Here is an 18,571-nt window from a genome sequence, read left to right as displayed (position 1 = left end):
TCGACCGAAAGTTTTGTGGGGAACGTCAGCGAGCCGAAGATGGCGACAAAAAAAACCAATCACCTCAGCGGCGAACTGCATCAGGTCTGAGGCATCGAGACGGGCAATTTCATGCTCGGTGAGTGCCGGGTAAGTCATACGCGGCAGCACCTTAATCAGCGCGTCAACGTCAGAGTTTGCCAGCGAGGCTAACCGCGTTGAGTCGACGTTAGAGGCGCGCCTCATCCAGATTTACGCCAAGCCCGGCCTGACGCCGCACGACTTTAAAGTCGCTGATTTTCTGTCGCGCCAGATGGAGCGCCTTGCGCGCGTGAACCGCTACGGCCAGACCGAAAACGAGGTGGATTTAAATCCCAATATTGCCAGCCGCAACAAAGGGGATCGCAAAAAGCCGAAACGCAATTTCTTCAGTGATGAAGCGATAGAAAAGCTTGAAGAGATTTTCTTCGACCAGTCGTTTGAGTATCAGCTCAGGTGGCATAAAGCCGGGTTAGAGCACCGCATCCGCCACATCCTGAAATCCCGCCAGATTGGCGCGACGTTCTACTTTGCACGCGAGTCGCTCCTGCGTGCCCTTAAAACCGGGCAAAACCAGATATTTTTATCAGCCAGTAAAACGCAGGCTTACGTGTTCCGTAAGTACATTATCGCCTTTGCGCGTCTGGTCGACGTCGACCTGTCAGGCGACCCGATTGTCATCGGGACCAATTCCAACACCGCGCAGAGCCACAACGGCGACCTGTATGTCGACGAAATTTTCTGGATCCCCAATTTCCAGAAGCTGCGCAAAGTCGCCTCGGGCATGGCCTCGCAGTCACACCTGCGCACCACCTATTTTTCGACGCCATCGACACTGGCGCACGGTGCTTACCCGTTCTGGTCAGGCGAGCTGTTTAACCGTGGCCGCAGTAACCGCGACGAACGTGTCGACATCGACATCAGTCATCAGGCGCTCGCCGGTGGCTGCACCCTATTTAACCTCGACCAGCTTAAGCAGGAAAACAGCTCGGATGACTTCAGTAACCTGTTTATGTGCGAGTTCGTCGACGATAAGGCGTCGGTATTCCCGTTCGAGGAGCTGCAACGCTGCATGGTCGATGCGATGGAAGAATGGGAGGACTTCGAACCGTTTGCCGACCGTCCGTTTAACTGGCGTCCGGTCTGGATTGGCTACGACCCGTCATATACCGGCGACAGCGCCGGCTGTGCGGTGCTGGCTCCACCACTGGTTGCCGGTGGCAAGTTCCGCATCCTTGAGCGCCACCAGTGGAAAGGCATGGATTTTGCCGCGCAGGCCGAGGCCATCGGTGCGCTGACCGAGAAATACACGGTCGACTATATCGGCATCGATGCGACCGGCATCGGCCAGGGGGTTTACCAGCTCGTGCGCTCATTCTTCCCGGCGGCGCGCGCCATCCGCTACACGCCGGAAATGAAAACTGCAATGGTGCTGAAAGCGAAAGACACCATCCGACGCGGGTGTCTGGAGTATGACGCCGGTGCGACCGACATCACGCAGTCATTCATGGCTATCCGCAAAACCATGACCAGCAGTGGCCGCAGTGCCACCTATGAAGCCAGCCGCAGTGAGGAAGCCAGCCACGCGGATATCGCATGGGCGACCATGCACACCCTGTTAAACGAGCCACTTTCCGCAGGTAGCGGTATGCATTCAACCTCGATTCTGGATATCAACCAAGATGAAAAAACGCCAAAAGAAACAGCCTAAACAGACCGACATGACCGCCAGTGCACCGCAGAAAATGGAGGCGTTCACCTTTGGCGAGCCGTCACCCGTTCTGGATCGCCGCGATATTCTCGACTATGTCGAGTGCATCAATAACGGCAAATGGTACGAGCCGCCGGTCAACTTCTCCGGGCTGGCGAAAAGCCTGCGCGCCGCCGTGCATCACAGCTCCCCGATTTACGTGAAGCGTAACATCCTGACGAGCACTTATATCCCGCATCCGTTGCTTTCACGGCAGGATTTCAGCCGCCTTGTGCTCGATTATCTAGTGTTTGCCAATGGCTATCTTGAGAAGCGCATGAGCGTTACCGGCCAGCTTATGAAGCTTGAAACCTCCCCGACCAAATACACCCGTCGGGGTGTCGAGGAGGGGGTTTACTGGTACGTGTCGGACTTCACGCACCCGCACCAGTTCGCCCCCGGGTCAGTCTGCCATCTGCTAGAGCCCGACATCAATCAGGAGCTCTACGGGATGCCGGAATACCTGAGCGCGCTTAATTCCGCCTGGCTGAATGAATCCGCCACGCTGTTTCGTCGCAAGTATTACCAGAACGGCGCGCACGCGGGTTACATCATGTACGTCACCGACGCGGCGCAGAGCAGCATCGACGTCGAGGCGCTGCGCTCCGCGATGCGTGACTCTAAAGGGCTTGGGAATTTTAAAAACCTGTTTTTTTATGCCCCGAACGGGAAACCTGATGGCATCAAGATTGTGCCGCTGAGTGAAGTCGCCACGAAGGATGATTTCTTCAACATCAAAAAGGTGAGCGCCGCCGACCTGCTCGATGCGCACCGCGTACCGTTCCAGCTTATAGGCGGCAAGCCCGAAAATATCGGCTCAATGGGCGATATCGAGAAAGTGGCGCGGGTATTTGTGCGTAACGAGCTGACGCCGTTGCAGGAGCGTTTCAAGGAAATCAATGAATGGCTCGGTTTAGAGGTGATCCGCTTTAAGGATTACAGCATCGAGACTGATTAAACTCCGCCCAAAATGCCGCCTCCGGGCGGCATCCTCTCAGAGCGAGCCAGACGCCGCACAAGCGGCGTAACCACGCCACCACCTCATGAACCGCCCGCACTCAACAGCGCGACACCACGAAGCGCACAGACGCGTAAAATAAATTCTGTCGCCACGTTTGGCGCGCAGTGCTATCCCTGCCTCGCCTGCCCGCTTTATGGGTCGTTTTTAATGCAGGTGCAAGAACACGCCGGAGGCACACCGGCACTGGCGGCATTCAAACGCAACAAGGGAGGAAAACGCATGCAATATGTTGCACGAACATAGAGATGTTTATGCGTCTTACAAAATATTTTCAGAACTAGCTAATACGAGGTTTTGAGAGAAATATATAGATGTTCACCACTGGCTTTTTGATGTGATCTATACGGTATTTTTTCATCGCTATATTGATAGTCTCACCTCGCAAGAGCTAATATTGGAACCATTTTAAATAGCTAAGGTGGTAGCATGTTAGTAAAAACATTAAGCATTGATGGTTGGCGGCAGTTCGGAAAAATCGACATAAAGTTTCACCCTAGGTTAACCGTACTCACCGGAAGCAATGGTGCGGGGAAAAGCACTCTGCTAAAAATAATTTCAAGCACCTTCGGTCAAAATGAGATTTTAATTGCAACACCTTTGCTTTCGAGCAACAGAAGATTTGTATATAGCAGTGGGGTAACCAAGCCTAAAATATCCATCAGCAAAGATCCCAATCTAAATTCATTTAGTCGTATTGGCACAATATCCTTTGATGAGCAAAACTATTCATTAAGGGTACCAAGAGACACCGGAGTTTCCTATAACACTGCATTATTTAAAGAACCTATAGATGCAACTTATCCATACGGAATATCTCAAGTCCAAGGCTTTAATGGCCTACACATCAGATCACACCGACCCGTTCCCTCATATCAACAAGTTGGAAATATACCTACCAACATAATCACAGCACAAAATGCGTATTCATCATACCAAGAAACAATACATCAATTGTTAAGCAACAACTATTCACAATACTCTACAACATATAGAATAAAAGAAGCCATTATATCAATGGCAACTTTTGGCCCCGGAAATTCAAATGTGCAGGGCAATGATGATATAAACACAATTTACAATAATTTCAAAGACATGTTGAAAAATATATTACCTAAGGAGATCGGCTTCAGAGATATAAGTATCCGTATTCCTGATGTTGTGCTCGTAACTGATAGTGGCGAATTTATAATTGACGCCTCATCAGGAGGACTAATGTCGCTTATCGATCTTGCATGGCAAATATTTTTATATTCGATAGATAACGAATCATTTACTGTTTTGCTAGATGAGCCAGAGAACCATCTCCATCCTTCAATGCAACGCACAGTAATGAGTTCTCTGCTCAGTGCTTTTCCAAATGTTCAATTTATAGTAGCAACACATAGCCCCTTTGTTGTAACCTCAGTCAAAGAATCGTCAATATATGTTTTACGACATGAAAACATTAATAACAAAGATAAATCAAAGTGGGTTCATTCCCATCTTCTTGGTGATACCAATAAATCTGCAACAGCTAGCGAAACACTTCGTGAGGTATTGGGCGTACCAGTAACCCTGCCACAATGGGCCGAAGATGAAATTGATTCAATCATAAAGAAAATACAACCAACTAACTTCAATGATAAAACCCTTGAAAACCTAAGGGAAGAATTGAAAAATTCAGGGTTAGAGGATCATTTCCCAGCTGCTTTAAATTCATTACTGGGGAAACTTCATGATTAAAATGTCAAAAGGCGCAGAGCCTAAAATTCTTTTTGACAACTCAAAAAAATGGACTCTCCAGCTTTTAAAACACATTAATTCAAATACAAAACCGAAAGCATCCTTAGCCACAAAATATAGACATAAAAAAATTAAGGAAGCACTCATTGCAGAGACCCATGGGAAGTGTGTCTACTGTGAAAGCAAACTTTTACATATACATCATGGAGATGTTGAACACATTATTCCGAAGTCAATCTACTCAAACAAAACTTTTGAATGGACTAATCTTACGTTGGCATGTGAAATTTGCAATCAAAACAAATCCGATAATGATCCAGATCTAACAGCCATAATCAATCCTTATATTGACCCACCAGAAGAACATATGATTTTCTCAGGGCCACTTATTTTCACCTTCACTCAAAAAGGTCAAAATACTGAATTACTTCTTGACTTGAATAGAACTGCACTACTTGAAAAAAGAAAGGAAAAGTTATGTGACGCTTGGAATATCCTTAGAAATGTAGTAGATACAACGAAACCTTTAAACGTAAGGAAAATAATCTTTAACAACTTCATTAAAAATGAGGCATCTTCTAATGGAGAATATTCCTCGATGATAAAATCGATTGTTGAAGAATTTAAAAAAAATATCCCACAAGATGTCCTATAAAATAAAAAAAGCACTTCATTTTAATCATGAAGTGCTTCTCCAAATAACCACACATTTAATATTGCAATGTCAACTCACATACTAAAAATATATCTTACATTAAGGAATCAATATTAAAGCTAATTAGAAGTGCCAACTCAGATATTAAATCCTCTAACGCCAACTATCATCTTCCCAGACTTTCTGAAGAAAGCTATCCAGCGCTTCGCGGTCAGAATCTTTATCGAACCCCATTAGCTCGACGCCAGTCATAGAACCCCTTTTAACAGTAACGCATGTTGAGGGAAAACAGACCGTATACGCCGGGACAATTCGCACTGGAAGGCATCAATCACTGGCTGGCCAATTTGCTGGTCTTTATCTAACGTGATGTTAACTTTGACTTTGCCCTCTCTTGCAAGAGGCTCATCAATAGGCGGTGCGGCGAAAACAACAGAAAAATTATTATTTTTCATTAGGTTACCTCTTGCTATCTCCGCAATTAAATTTAAAGAAATTTCTCGGTCTCACTCCTGACAAGTCCCCTCAGTCGTTAGACGCGCAATCATTTCGACACGCTCAATCATGACGTGCTCTCTCAACTCTTTATCCACCCCCCCACAACGTGATGCTGTATAAAAACACTGCATCACGTATCGGCAAATGGTGTGAAGAAAAAATCGCAAAGAAATGTACTGTATGTACATGATATCGATGAATATTGCCGCTTACTCTTTCGTTGCCATTTCCGCTAAAGCTGCAACACGATTGAGGATTTTACTAGCTTTATCCTGCTCCGATGGCGCTGCAGAAAAAATTTCTCCCTTGGACGTTCCGCGTAGCCATTTGCCATCAAAACAACTTTTACCACTGGCCATCAGGTGCAGGGCTTCACCACGGCTGATGTTAAAGCCTGTAGTAAAGTGTATCTCATCGATAGTTATCTCTATCGCGGTATCTTGCTCATTAGTTCCGTGAATAAATTGTCGCCGTGATACTGATTTTTTCTTTCTAAGCCGGTTCGTTAAAGATCGCCTTTCATGACCACTCAGCGGTTTTGATAAATCAAGCAGAGATGCGAATGATGGTTCACCTTTCAGCATACTCACCTCAAATCAGCCCGAACGATGCGCCAATACCGCTCATGGTATCGACCACGCTCGACATAGCGGGATTAGTCTGCAGACGAGCATGGAGCGCCAGCGCCGACAGTGACAACATGCGAATACCAGCGTTAACGCTTTCAATCATGTTGTGCTTACGGGCGGAGGTCAGGCGCTCATCAGAAACCGCACCGCTCGCCAGCTCGCTGAGTTCACTCATTGCGCGCATGACATAAGACTGCAATTTTTCTTTAGCCAGCTCATTAACTGGCACGCATGGCAGGCAATGAATCTGCGCCAGAAAACCATCAATGAGGATTGAGTCTTCGGTCAGGTCAGTCAGCAGCCACAATTCAGGCGGTGTGAACTGGTGAGGCTGTTCCGGGTTGAGCTTGTTACGTAACGTTTGAACGTTCATACCCGCACGCTCGGCCAACTTCGCCATATTGTGACACAGCGCAAAAGCCCGACACGCTTCGTCATAATGGGGATGTTTGGAAACCTGAAAATCAAACATGTTGCATCCTTACAATTCATATAAAGTGAATCAAGCGCCGATGACGAGTTGAAAACGGGAATGACCCAACGCCTTACGCAACTGCTCTTCTTTAAAGCGCGCGTAGTAGATGCGGACCATACCGCTTGCACGTTTCAGGTTTGATGACACGCGGCTCGATTGGTAAGCAAGGATTTTCGCCTGTAGTCCAGCGACGAACGGTTGCAATAGAGACTCGCTCTAAGGCTGCAAATTCATGAGGGGAAACAATCTCACTCGGTATTTTCACAATTGTAATTTCAGAAGCCATATTGCATGCTCCCCTGTTTATAAATAATTGTCATTGATGCTCTTCGATTGTCATCAATAACTAATCACAAGTCGCATATTAATACCCATTTGGATATTAGCAAATACCCAAATGAGCTCATCTTTGATTCTTGATACCCAATTGAATAATGATGAGTTGCTTGATAGAATTTGCCAAGTGTATGGATTTACTCAAAAAATACAACTAGCGAGACATTTCAATATTTCGACCAGTTCGCTACAAAATCGATACACTCGTGGCACGGTTTCCTACGATTTCGCCGTCCAGTACGTCCTCGAAACAGATGCAAATTTGCGATGGCTTTTAACAGGAGAAGGCGCGCAGCATGAAGTGAATTCTTCTACAACTTCGTCAAAAAACCTTGAGTCGTTCACACTGAGTGACGGAAAGCTCACCAAAAGTTCTACTCTGAGCATCGACTCATCATTTTTTAGTAAGCAGATGTCGCAGGGTATTGCTGTCCGAGCTGATGGGAAGCTGCATTTTGTTGAACAAGATGCATCTCTTTCGGATAGTGTTTGGCTAGTTGATATAGAGGGCTCCGCGAGCATTCGCGGATTAACGGTTCTACCGGGTAGAAGATTGCACGTAGCAGGTGGAAAAGTGCCTTTTGAATGCGGTGTTGATGAAATAAAAATATTAGGTCGCGTGATCGGTGTATACAGCGAGGTTAACCAATGGCTGTACGTAAAAATTCGGCTGGCGGCTGGATTTGCGAGCTCTATCCAAACGGAGCGAAAGGGAAACGTATTAGGAAAAAATTCGCGACTAAAGGTGAGGCGCTGGCCTTTGAACAATACACCGTACAAAATCCGTGGAATGAAGAGAACGAAGATCGCCGAACGGTAAAAGAGCTAGTTGACTCGTGGTATAGCGCCCACGGCATCACTCTGAAAGATGGCTTAAAACGTCAATTAGCAATGCATCACGCATTTGTGTGCATGGGGGAACCGCTCGCGCGCGATTACAATGCTCAAATGTTTTCCCGCTATAGGGAAAAGAGGTTACAAGGTGAATATGCCCGCTCAAATCGGGTAAAAGAGGTATCACCACGTACACTCAATCTTGAACTTGTTTACTTTAGAGCAATGTTCAATGAGCTAAACCGGCTTGGAGAATGGAAGGGCGAAAACTCTCTAAAAAATATGCGTCCTTTCCGTACTGAAGAAATGGAAATGGCCTGGTTGACACATGAGCAGATCGCAATGCTGCTTTCTGAATGCAAACGCCATGAAAATCGAGATTTAGAAACAGTTGTAAGAATTTGCCTTGTCACTGGTGCTCGCTGGTCTGAGGCCGAAGGGTTACAAAAAAAACAACTATCTAAATACAAAATCACTTTCATTAAAACTAAGAGCAAAAAGAACCGAACTGTACCAATAAGCCAAGAATTTCACGACGCTTTACTCGAAGATAAGAAAGCAAATAAGAGGGACCTGTTTAATAATTGTTATGGCGCGTTCAGAGCCGCTTTGGAAAGAACAGGGATAAAGTTGCCCGCCGGCCAGCTTACCCATGTTTTGCGGCATACATTCGCCAGCCATTTTATGATGAATGGTGGCAACATTTTGGTGTTACAGCGAGTACTCGGCCATACAGATATAAAGATGACTATGCGCTATGCTCACTTTGCTCCGGATCATTTAGAAGATGTAGTCAGACTCAATCCATTGTTCAACAGCACCCTATAAAATAAACTGCCAGCATATCCTCACCGATAAAAACATATATTATGCAAGATGGTGCCATTTAAATAAAATATCTGACATCACCTTGCAAATACTTATATAAATCTAATCACCCATGAATCGTTTAAAATTTATATACTACTTCCGCTATCTGTTTTATGGTTTTCAATAACCTCATCTTGCTCATCGCGTAGGTCTACAGGCTTACCATATCGGTTGCTTACATATGTTGAGACCTTATCTATTTCTGGATAGATGGTAGCTTCATTAATACCAATTTTTTCGAGTTGAGCGAGAATTAACTCCTTAGAATTCTTATCAATGAAAAATCTAACACCATTTTTGAGTTGATATGCTGATGGTATTTCAGCCGGTTTTGACTTGTCTGACTTAATTCCAAAAATTAGAAAAGCTCCATCCTGCCTTATGATTCTAGCGTTATTGAGCTTAGGTTTAACACAGACAACAGAAGTCAGAGTAGTTTTCTTAATTCTATTTATAAAGTACGATTTTTCACGTTTGATGTCATCCATGAAATGGATTAATTTATCATTATCATCATTATCCAAGCACGCAGTGCTGAAGCTTCTTTGCTGCTTTGCGATGTTTGAAATTACAGTGACAGTATCACTGTCGAAATATTTAACTTCACCAGTAGGGATATTTAGGATTTTCACCTCTCCATCATATGAATCAGTTTTATAAGATGAACAAGCAAAATATAGTGCTATCAGCGGGTTAGTAGTAATATCTAGTAATCGCGTTGGTAACGAATAGTGCTGCATTTTTACTAACGTTTCAAAAGTTGATGCTGTATATGTAAAGTCATCAGGACATCTTACAAGAAGTTCATTATAAATAACATTCTCATTATTTATTAACTCCGGCTTCCTGTAAACGCCCGGCTCCATTTTATATAAATAACTCGAGTGCCCTCTAAAATAAAACATAGATGAAGGTGGTAAAGATATTTTTTCTAACTCATCTAAAAACTGGGAAACCTTTTTTATCCTAATGACATTTTCGCTTTGGTCTGATAAGCACGTACTAAAAATTTTAGATGTGTTTTTTTCATCAGAAATGAAATTCTTAATTTCTTTAGCAAAATCAATTGCAGACTTTAAATCTTTAAATGTTGAAGTATACGCTACTAATTTAGGAGAAAAACATGCTAAAAAAGCGGAGTCATTTTCAAAAACTTTCTTTCTATAATTCTTACCATCTGACAACGCCTTAACAATTCTAGGATATGATTTTTTCAAAGATTGAAGGGAACTGTATTTTTTACTTATTAGTCGTTCTCTCCTTTTATTTCTAAATTCTAAATGATAAGATCCTTCGATTGTTTTGACATAGCCGCCAGTTATCATTTCATTAAGTCCATAATTTTAAAATAAGCAATAAATATATACTCTCTTGAATGTGATATTCAATCCCTATTTTTAATAGCATGTTTACTCCTATAAACCAGCTCAACAACAGACACACTATGAGCATGAGCTGAAACCCCTCATGAAACTTAGGGATAGCTTTCCTTCAAGAGCAGAAGTTATCCTTCCGGCTGAAGGATGGAAAACATCGAAAATGGCGATCAAATGGCGATGCAACTGAGCAACTTTTATAATCAATGATAACGGTTGATAACACAACCGTTTGATTTTAAATGTAACTTACTGATATATCTGCATTATCATGATAACTCATAATCGCTTGGTCGCTGGTTCAAGACCAGCAGGGGCCACCAAATTTTAGCTTTAGAATCATATAATTAAGCTACTCATATGAGTGGCTTTTTTGTTTGCGCAATAAAAAAGCCAACCCCGCACTCCCACGGTGTTGGCCCTGTTTTAAAGCAGTGACGGTCACAACAGGTTAAAACACGTAACGCATACCCAGCGTAAATTCGTTAGAGACAATATGCGCTTTCATCTGCTCATCTTTTAAGCCGCGCGCGTTAGTGAAATTGTTATATCCGCTTTCGATCTTGCCCATATCGATATAGCGATAGCCCAGATCGACATACAGACGCTCAACCGGCGTGTAGCTTACGCCCGCTCCTAACGCGTAGGTCAGGTTGCTTTGGGTGGTCGAGGCGTATTCACGTCCGGCGTTACCCTGCCAGCCGCCCGCTTTGATCTTGCTCACACCAAGCCCTGCGGTACCGTAAACAGAGACACCGTAGCCGAGTTCATAATCGCGGTAGACATTCAACATCAGTCGTTCTGTTTCGGTCTGCAGATGGTTAAAGCTGTTCGCGAATGTGCTGGAGCCGCTGGTGTACTCCGTTTTTTGTTTAAAGGTGTATTCCCCTTCGGTACGCCAGCCGTTACCGAACTGGTAACCTGCGGCAATCGCCGCGCCGCCAAAATGCTCTTTCTCTTTACCGCCCACAAACTGCCCGACACCCGGACGCGCGCTGGTATCCATCTCTTTCGCACGCTGTTCAATCTGCAGGTATTTTGCCGAACCGTAATACCCTTCTTCCGTATTTGCTGCCAGAACGGTAGCCGGGATCATCGCCACAGGCAGGGCGATTAAAATTGCTTTCATCTTCATCTACACTCCATTGAAAAACAGTCAGTGAGACGAATCATAAGCAGTCCCGAAAGGGCAAACTATTAGGATGAATACGCGTTTTACCTGGTAATTTTACGTAGGGATTTGTCTCGTTTTTAGTACCGTTCCTTTTTATTTCAATCCGTTACCGGTTGAGGAAAACGCAGCAGGACAATCGCGCCATCGGTGGGCACCGATTCCAGTTCCGTCACATCCAGCGTGGTGTTTTCCGGCATGCTCAGGCTATCGACCGTAATGCGGTTCACGCGCCACGGCGTTAAGTAACTCACCAGCAGCTCGCCTCTGGCATTGGTTGTGGAGCCAAACTGGTTATAGAAGCCAATTCCCGGCGAGTCCGGTACGTCCACCAGCGCAGCGGTGCTGCCGAGCTGTTGGCCCAGCGTCACGCCGTCAGCGTGCACCAGAATGCTGCCGCTGGTGTCGGCATGATAATCACGGCGCGTTCCCCCGCGTACCATACTGAGGTTCAGCTCGCCCGCGTTGTACTGATAGCCCAGGCTCGCAGACAACTCATCATTGCGGTGTAGGGTATGCGTCGCCTGCAGATCGTAACGCAGGCTGTAATCACTCAACGCCGAACCGTACACAGTCACTCCATGGCTATCTTCCTCCCGGCTGGCGAGCTCGGTGATATAGCCGACATTACTCATCGTCCCCCAAAGGGATAAAGGCACACTGATGTTGATACCCACGGTGGTTTCATCCGGGTTTTTACCGTAGCGTTCATAACCGCCGTACAGGCTGACATCCACATTCTGTAAGGTCGCATCCAGGCTCAGCGTCATCCCCATGCTACCTGCGTCAGGTTCACGTGACTTCAACCCGTGCCACGACAGGCTCAGGCTGGCGTCCTCGCCAAGATTCTGGTTAAGCTCCAGCTGCCCGCGCAGCGCCCGCCGGGTGACGTCATCGTCCCAGCCGTATCTCAGCAGCTCCGCCCGCGTGATTTTTTCTTCCAGCGACCGGTAATGTTCATTACGTGGATACCACTGGAGCTGAGCGGTGAGGCTGGTTTCGGTCGTAAAGAACGCTTTGGCATAGCGCAGACGCCACACCTTGCCCCGTTGCGTCTCCGCCTCTTGCGTATAGCGAGCCGCGCTGACATCTGCGGAAAACGCCCCCCACCGCCCGAGGTTAGCGCCAAAACCCGCGACCTGGCTGAAATAGTGCTCCCCTTGCTGCAGCCCGGCAAACACGGTGACCTGCGGGGCAACTCCCCACGAGAACGTACTCTGCCAGAAGCGATCCTTGTCCCTGTCGATACCGTGAAAAGGTTTATACCGACCGGCGGCCAGCTCGTAGCTAAAGAGCCCGTGATGCACCAGATTGGGCATGCTGGAATAGGGCAGCAGGCGGGTACGCTCCGTACCGTCGCTCTCCTGCACCGTCAGTTCCAGGTTGCCGTCCGGGTCCGGTGGATAAAAATCGCGAATGGTAAACGGCCCGGGCGGGACGTGAATACGGTAAACACGTACCCCGTTCTGGTGAATGGTGACTTCCGCCTCTGTGCGGGCATAGCCGTTGATCCACGGCGAATAGGGTCGCCAGCTATCAGGGTACATCGCCTCGTCACTGGCGAGCGATGCACCGCGAAACGCCAGGCTGTCGAACATATTTGAAGAGGTATTGCCGTCGCCCAGCGTCACACGCGAACGCAGCGGCGTGATGCTGCGCCAGAGCGACATCGCATTGGTGTACGAACCGTGTTGTCCCTCTTTTTCATGCCAGAAGGTGTTTTGATAACGCAAACGCCAGGGGCCCACATTAAGGCCGTTGTCCAGGCTCAGCGTGGCGTCAGTACCGGAACGCTCCCAGTCGTACTGCGCCTGGCTGTGATCCGCATCCAGACGATAGTTAATAAACAGCGCGTTGATGCCATCATCCCAGCGGCTGGTGCTGATGCCGTTCTGCTGCGGGCTAATGGCGTCTGTCGGGAACAGAAGCGTCAGCAGTTGCGCCTGCGGGCGATACCAGTATTTGAGGTTAAACTGCTCCGCAGACTGTGGCGTCAGGCACCCTTTGGCATCCCAGACCAGACGCGCAAGCACCGCGTCACGTACGCCCCACTCCTCCATCAGCGGCTGGCTAAGGCAAGGCCCCGAGGCAGACACCTCAAACGAAATCGCCCCTTTGTAGAGGTTATTAAGGATCACCCACGTCTTTTGGGTGGCCGCGCGGCTCTCTGCCATGGCGAAAAGCAGCACAAAAAAAAGAAGATGGAGTCGCATCATGATGGCAGGCAGCGCAAAAAGGTGAGGAGGCTCACGCCCCCTCACCTGTTTTACAAAAAAGCGTTATTTCTGCAGGGAGGCGAGCGCAGCGCGAGCACGGCTCAGCTCTTGCTGAATGCTGCTCAGATCGCTCTGTTTTTCAGCCAGTTTGCGCTGGTATTTCGCCACTTTCTTGCTGTCGCCTTTGGCTTTCGCTTCACGCAGATCTGCCTGAACCTCGGCAATATCTTCACGCTTCTCGGCCAGTTTCTTCTCCAGCTTCTTCACCTCTTTTTGCGCATCAGCCTGTACGCTTGCCGGGGTGCAGTGTGCTTTCACTTCGGCCAGTGCTTTTTTCAGCCCGTTGACCTTATAGGTATTACCGTACTGCTGGGCAATACGGATCTCTTTTTCCAGTGCCGCGGCTTTGGCAGAGCAGCTTTCTGCCGCCTGGGCGGAGGTGAACATACCAACAGAGGCAATAACGGCCAGCGCGGATACGAGTTTTTTCATCGGGATATCTCCTTTATATGTGAACTTCCCCGACTAAAAGCGTACCCCGATGGAGGGGAAGCTTACGCTGTACGCCCGTCCTCATTCTGCTGTAGGACGGTCTCGCCCGGTTGTAGTCCCGTCTCGCGCCAGCGCTGTAATGCAGCCCTTAATGCCTGAATCTCCTCCTCAAGCTGACGGATGCCGCCGCTGTCGGCAGCCCGCTCCTGCTCCAGACAGCGCGCCTCAAGCGCCGTCATACCGAGCAGTTGAATACCGCCCCGCAGTCGGTGCAGCGCGTCCTTCAAGGGTGTACCGGGGTCCTTTCGCCACAGCGCAATATCGCCCAGCGTCTCCTCCAGCACGGTTATCTGCAAATCCAGAAACGTTGCCAGATGCTCACCGTCCAGCAGTGCTGGGGGGAGCGTGATGGAATATGGCGAAGCAACCGGCGATTTACCGGAGGGGGCCAGAGGGGCAAGCAGATTTTCCAGCGCAACCAGCGTGACCGGCTTGAAGATACAGTCGCGCATGCCTGCTTCCCGCGCCTCATCCCGCACGGATTCACGCGCGTCCGCCGTCATGCCAAACACCGTGACACTGGGGTAATGTTCATTGATGATGCGCGACAGGGCATAGCCACTCATCTCGGGCATGTTGCAGTCGGTGATCACCGCGTCCGGCTGTCGGATTGCCAGGCTCTCAAGCAGCTTTGCCGGGCTGTCGTGCTGGGTGACAGCATGCCCCAGCCACTCAAGCTGCTGGGTAAGTAGCATCCGCCCGACCGGATTATCGTCTACCACCATGATGGTCAAGGCTGCGCGTTTGCCGGGTGGCACACAAGCTTTAGTCTCTTTCTCTGGCAGTGCGGCCATGACGGGCAGCCTGAGCGTCACCGTGACCGTTGTCCCCTCACCCGGCACGCTATTCAGCGTGAGATCCCCATCCATCATGTCCGCGAGCTGGCGGCAGATATAGAGCCCCAGCCCGCTGCCCTGCGCCCGGGTACGGCTCTCACCCTGACTAAAAGGCTGGAACAGACGCTGTTGCGTCGCAGCATCAATCCCCTCGCCGGTGTCTGCTATTGTCAGCTCCAGCAGCATAAACTCGCCGTCCTGCCATTGCGGCTGCGCCCGCAGCATCACCTGACCGTGGTCGGTGAATTTAATGGCGTTGCCCAGCAGGTTGGTGACGATCTGACGAAAACGCATCACATCGATCAATACGTCCCCCTTCAGGGCGGTATCCATTTCCAGCAGCAGCTTCAATGATTTCTGCGCCGCCAGCCCCTCAAACTGCGACACCGTTCCTTCAATCAGGTTTCGAAGCGAGGCGCGCTCCGGGCGGAGCACCAGACGGCCGGACGCAATACGCTCCACATCCAGGATATTCCCGATAAGCAGCAACAGCGACTGCGCCGCGTCCCAGGCGACCCGTATCGACTGCGGGTTTTGCGGGGCATGGTCAGGACGTTTCATCACCAGCTCCAGCATGCCGATAATGGCGCTGACGGGCGTGCGAATTTCATGGCTCATGGTCGCCAGAAAGGCGCTTTTTCCCCGACGGGCTCGCTCTGCGCGCTGTTTCGCCGCACGCAGCGTCTGAATAAGCTTGCGGATGCGCGCCTGTTGGATGCGCCGCCGACGGTAAATCCACCCGGCCACCAGCGCCAGCAAGGCCAGACCGGTGGCGGTGAACGTCACCATCCACGTAATCGACAGCGCCGACGTTGACACAGAGGCAAACGCATTGCCCGTATTGCTGCCGCGCGTCAGGGCGTGGAGATCTTCCGGCGGGATGTTGATCAGCGCTTTATTCAGAATGGTGATCAGCGGCCAGGCCTGCCGCGATGCGCCAAAGGCAAAGCGCAACGGTTCGGCATCGATGCTGGCAAGAATTTTCAGTGAGGCAAATTCTTTGCGGGTGAGCTGGGCGTTGGCAATGATCAGCGGCACCACCATCATGTCGTTTTTATCCTTCACCACGCTATTAAAACCCTGCCACCAGGTATCGACCTTCGCCGTCTGGCCGCTATTTTGTCGGCCAAGCCAGTCATCAGGCGCTTCACCGCGCAGGCTCACCACACGGGGCTGAAGCGCCTCCTTCCCCGGGAGCGCACGTCCAACCATAACCCAGGAGTTATACAACCAGGTTCGGGTGGTGAGGAGATCCGCCTGCCAGATCCCCTCCTGCGTGACGCCTGCAATCAGCTCGGCCTCTCCGCGATTTATGGCCCTGAAGGCGGCGGCCTGGCTGGGATAACGGCGGATTTCAAAGGTAAACCCGGTACGCAGGCGGAGCGCGGTCAGCAGATCCGCCAGGATGCCGCGCAGCTGCCCGCGCTCGTTGAAAAAGGCAATGGGGGCGTTATCCTGCGCCACCGCGACGCGGATCCGGGAATGTTCTTTGATCCATTTATGTTCGAGCGAGGTGTAACGCGGTGGCTCTTCGCTCAGGGAAAGCGGGATCCCCCCGCTCCAGCGACGGTGGATCTCCACGCCCGCGTTCTCCGGCAGCGCCATCAGCATCTTGTTGAGGATCGCGATCCAGACCGCCATCTTTGGCATCGCGGCGAACGAGAATCCCGACGCCTCGAACGTGTCCGCCACCGGACGAATACTGAGATTGCTTAAATTGGACTGACTCGCCAGATAGCGCGCGGTGATCGCATCGCTGAAGAACAGATCGATTTCGCGAAACGCCAGCGCCTCCAGCGCATGCCGCGTGGAGGAGAAATTCACAATGTCAGCCCCCGGATAACGGGCCAGCACGTCGCTGCGGCTGTAGACAGGCGAAACGGCGATCCTTTTCACCGGCTCATCGGGCGAGGCATCGGTATTCACCACTTCAACCGGGATGTTGTCGCTGTAGGGCACACTCAGCATCAGCCCCTGTTGTTGCTGGCTATCCCCTGCCTGAGGCATAAAATCCGCCTTGCCTGCCCGCAATGCTGACAAGGCATCCTCATAGGTGGGATAACGCACCACCTCGATCTCCAGGCCGAGGTTTTCCGCCACCAGCCCGGTGAAATCCGCATTGATACCACCGTAATCATTCAGCCCGGTGGTGATGTCGTAAGGGGGCATCATCGGCTCCCAGACCGCCAGACGGATTTTGCGGTGTTCGCGCATCCAGCGCCATTCGCTGCCGCTGAGTCCCGGCTCGATCACCTTTTCATGGCTACGCGCCAGCAGGCGAAGGGATTCCCCCGGTTGTGTGGCGCACACGGTAAAGGCAATACAAAAAAGCAGGATAAAAGTAACGGCTCTCACGTCTCTGGCTCTGAAGTATCAATAAGATCGAAAAGTTGTTCAAAATGCGCAAAGCCGCTTTTTTTCATCATTCGCGCCTTATAGGTGCTGATGGTTTTGTTGCTGAGCGCCAGCCGGTCGGCAATCTCCTTGTTGCTTTTGCCCTGCTTCAGATAGTTCAGCACCGCGATTTCACGATCGGAGAAACTCGCCAGCAGCGCCCGGCTATCATGTTGTATTTCAGTAGCCTCGACGATTTTCGTGAACGTCTCTTCCGGGAAACAGTGATAGCCGTCCAGCAGCAGCTGGCAAACCGGCTCGACGCGCTCCAGCGCCAGGCTTTTATTGATAAACCCGCTCGCCCCGGCCTTCAGCGTACGCAGTGCGTAGATCCCTGCAGGCTGGTTGGTATAAACCAGCACCCTGAGCGCAGGGAAGTGGTGCTTGATACGCGGGAGAATATCCAGCCCGTCAGCGTTTTTGAGTTCCAGATCGAGGATCAGCAGCGACGGCTGTTCCCGATGCAGCAGCGCCAGCAGGTTCTCGCCGGAGGATGTCGTCACGATAAAATCCGGATTCTTTTCAAGCAGCACCTTGAGCGCAAAGCAGATTGCCGGATGGTCATCCACAAGCAGTATTTTCATCATTGTTGTTTATTCTTTCCTGAGGCATTAACGGCTTCATTACGCGATGTATACCATAGCCTACCACGGGATGAATCTGGACAAGGTTTGTCTGGTTTGAGAATAATTCAGAAAAAATACGAAATACACGACCACAACCTACTTTTCATTAGGCATAATGATTTAAATAAATGGGTTTGGAATTTAGATGCCGGATATAACAGGTTGTTTTAATGCAGCAAAACGCTAAACCTGTCCTGTGATGAAAAAGGTTCTGGAAACCTCAGTCACAAACTCGAAATCACTTATCAGGCCATGAGAATGACTCAGAAAAACAGGCGGAACAGAACTTTCTTTCCTTTCAAAACAAGCAGTCTGGATGCTTTGTATTTTTGTTTTATCATCCTTACCCTCAATTAATGAGAGCAGGAAATGCATACCATCCGAATGGATGCTGAGCGTTTTTTGATTATCAACATCTACAATATTAACGCTTCCCGTATTCGTCCTGAGCTGATGAAGCGCATCGTAAACATCTGACCATAAGGGGAAGTCCTTTTTACTTAAACCTGTATTTGCGCAAAACAGGGAAAGCTTCATTTTTATCGTTTGTCCTTTAACAATGTTGTTTGCTACGTATTTTAACATGGAAGAT

Annotated in this window: 12 protein-coding genes and 6 pseudogenes; 6 read left to right on the top strand and 12 right to left on the bottom strand. The window is 49.3% G+C overall.

The window, feature by feature from the left end; translation table 11 throughout:
* Positions 1-25: 25 nt before the first annotated feature.
* Positions 26-195, bottom strand: a pseudogene (locus AC2FAK_RS10870) (phage tail assembly protein); the annotation flags it as partial.
* On the opposite strand from AC2FAK_RS10870, the pseudogene AC2FAK_RS10865 reads away from it, so the two are divergent.
* The 4 genes and pseudogenes from AC2FAK_RS10865 to AC2FAK_RS10850 form a co-directional block, all read left to right on the top strand.
* A pseudogene (locus tag AC2FAK_RS10865) lies at positions 188-1,729 on the top strand (terminase large subunit domain-containing protein); the annotation flags it as partial. The pseudogenes AC2FAK_RS10870 and AC2FAK_RS10865 overlap by 8 nt on opposite strands.
* The gene (locus tag AC2FAK_RS10860; protein ID WP_095454883.1) at positions 1,701-2,726 is read left to right on the top strand and encodes a phage portal protein; all 1,026 of its coding nucleotides are present in this window, start codon (positions 1,701-1,703) and stop codon (positions 2,724-2,726) included. The pseudogene AC2FAK_RS10865 and the gene AC2FAK_RS10860, both read left to right, overlap by 29 nt.
* A gap of 489 nt (positions 2,727-3,215) precedes the next feature.
* Entirely contained in the window at positions 3,216-4,511 is a 1,296-nt protein-coding gene (locus AC2FAK_RS10855) for an AAA family ATPase (RefSeq protein ID WP_095454882.1), read from the top strand.
* The gene (locus AC2FAK_RS10850; protein WP_095454881.1) at positions 4,504-5,166 is read left to right on the top strand and encodes an HNH endonuclease; all 663 of its coding nucleotides are present in this window, start codon (positions 4,504-4,506) and stop codon (positions 5,164-5,166) included. The genes AC2FAK_RS10855 and AC2FAK_RS10850 overlap by 8 nt, the downstream gene beginning before the upstream one ends.
* Before the next feature lie 153 nt (positions 5,167-5,319).
* Here the strand turns inward: AC2FAK_RS10850 and AC2FAK_RS10845 are convergent.
* From AC2FAK_RS10845 to AC2FAK_RS10830, 4 genes and pseudogenes are all read right to left on the bottom strand, one after another.
* Positions 5,320-5,759: pseudogene (locus AC2FAK_RS10845) on the bottom strand (DinI-like family protein).
* 114 nt (positions 5,760-5,873) lie between these two features.
* Positions 5,874-6,221: pseudogene (locus AC2FAK_RS10840) on the bottom strand (replication endonuclease); the annotation flags it as partial.
* Between the two features lie 34 nt (positions 6,222-6,255).
* Positions 6,256-6,765 (bottom strand): phage regulatory CII family protein, encoded by a 510-nt coding sequence (locus AC2FAK_RS10835; protein WP_095454880.1) that lies wholly within the window; start codon positions 6,763-6,765, stop codon positions 6,256-6,258.
* 30 nt (positions 6,766-6,795) lie between these two features.
* Positions 6,796-7,054, bottom strand: a pseudogene (locus AC2FAK_RS10830) (hypothetical protein).
* A 123-nt stretch (positions 7,055-7,177) separates the two neighbouring features.
* Between AC2FAK_RS10830 and AC2FAK_RS10825 the strand changes: the two are divergent.
* Positions 7,178-7,750 (top strand): annotated as a pseudogene (locus AC2FAK_RS10825) (phage repressor protein CI); the annotation flags it as partial.
* 2 nt (positions 7,751-7,752) lie between these two features.
* Positions 7,753-8,766: a phage integrase gene (locus AC2FAK_RS10820; RefSeq protein ID WP_095454879.1), complete on the top strand. Its 1,014-nt coding sequence runs from the start codon at positions 7,753-7,755 to the stop codon at positions 8,764-8,766.
* A gap of 128 nt (positions 8,767-8,894) precedes the next feature.
* Here the strand turns inward: AC2FAK_RS10820 and AC2FAK_RS10815 are convergent, their stop codons facing one another.
* The 7 genes from AC2FAK_RS10815 to AC2FAK_RS10785 form a co-directional block, all read right to left on the bottom strand.
* Positions 8,895-10,133 (bottom strand): FRG domain-containing protein, encoded by a 1,239-nt coding sequence (locus AC2FAK_RS10815; protein ID WP_095454878.1) that lies wholly within the window; start codon positions 10,131-10,133, stop codon positions 8,895-8,897.
* A gap of 502 nt (positions 10,134-10,635) precedes the next feature.
* On the bottom strand, positions 10,636-11,319 hold the full coding sequence (locus AC2FAK_RS10810; protein WP_013098813.1) for an outer membrane protein: 684 nt from the start codon (positions 11,317-11,319) through the stop codon (positions 10,636-10,638).
* 137 nt (positions 11,320-11,456) lie between these two features.
* Positions 11,457-13,529, bottom strand: coding sequence for a fimbria/pilus outer membrane usher protein (locus AC2FAK_RS10805; protein WP_311379539.1), 2,073 nt, complete (start codon positions 13,527-13,529; stop codon positions 11,457-11,459).
* Between the two features lie 105 nt (positions 13,530-13,634).
* Positions 13,635-14,063: a DUF1090 domain-containing protein gene (locus AC2FAK_RS10800; protein ID WP_013098815.1), complete on the bottom strand. Its 429-nt coding sequence runs from the start codon at positions 14,061-14,063 to the stop codon at positions 13,635-13,637.
* A 62-nt stretch (positions 14,064-14,125) separates the two neighbouring features.
* A complete protein-coding gene (locus AC2FAK_RS10795; protein WP_095454877.1) occupies positions 14,126-17,314 on the bottom strand; it encodes an ATP-binding protein in 3,189 nt (1,062 codons plus the stop codon).
* Positions 17,311-17,940: a response regulator transcription factor gene (locus AC2FAK_RS10790; protein WP_095454876.1), complete on the bottom strand. Its 630-nt coding sequence runs from the start codon at positions 17,938-17,940 to the stop codon at positions 17,311-17,313. The genes AC2FAK_RS10795 and AC2FAK_RS10790 overlap by 4 nt, the downstream gene beginning before the upstream one ends.
* A gap of 222 nt (positions 17,941-18,162) precedes the next feature.
* The gene (locus AC2FAK_RS10785; protein ID WP_095454875.1) at positions 18,163-18,564 is read right to left on the bottom strand and encodes a hypothetical protein; all 402 of its coding nucleotides are present in this window, start codon (positions 18,562-18,564) and stop codon (positions 18,163-18,165) included.
* Positions 18,565-18,571 lie beyond the last annotated feature (7 nt).

The sequence above is a fragment of the Enterobacter cloacae complex sp. 394F7 genome (genome assembly GCF_057320385.1).
Note: the sequence above shows the minus strand (reverse complement) of the source record. Positions and strands in the feature narration are given on the sequence as shown.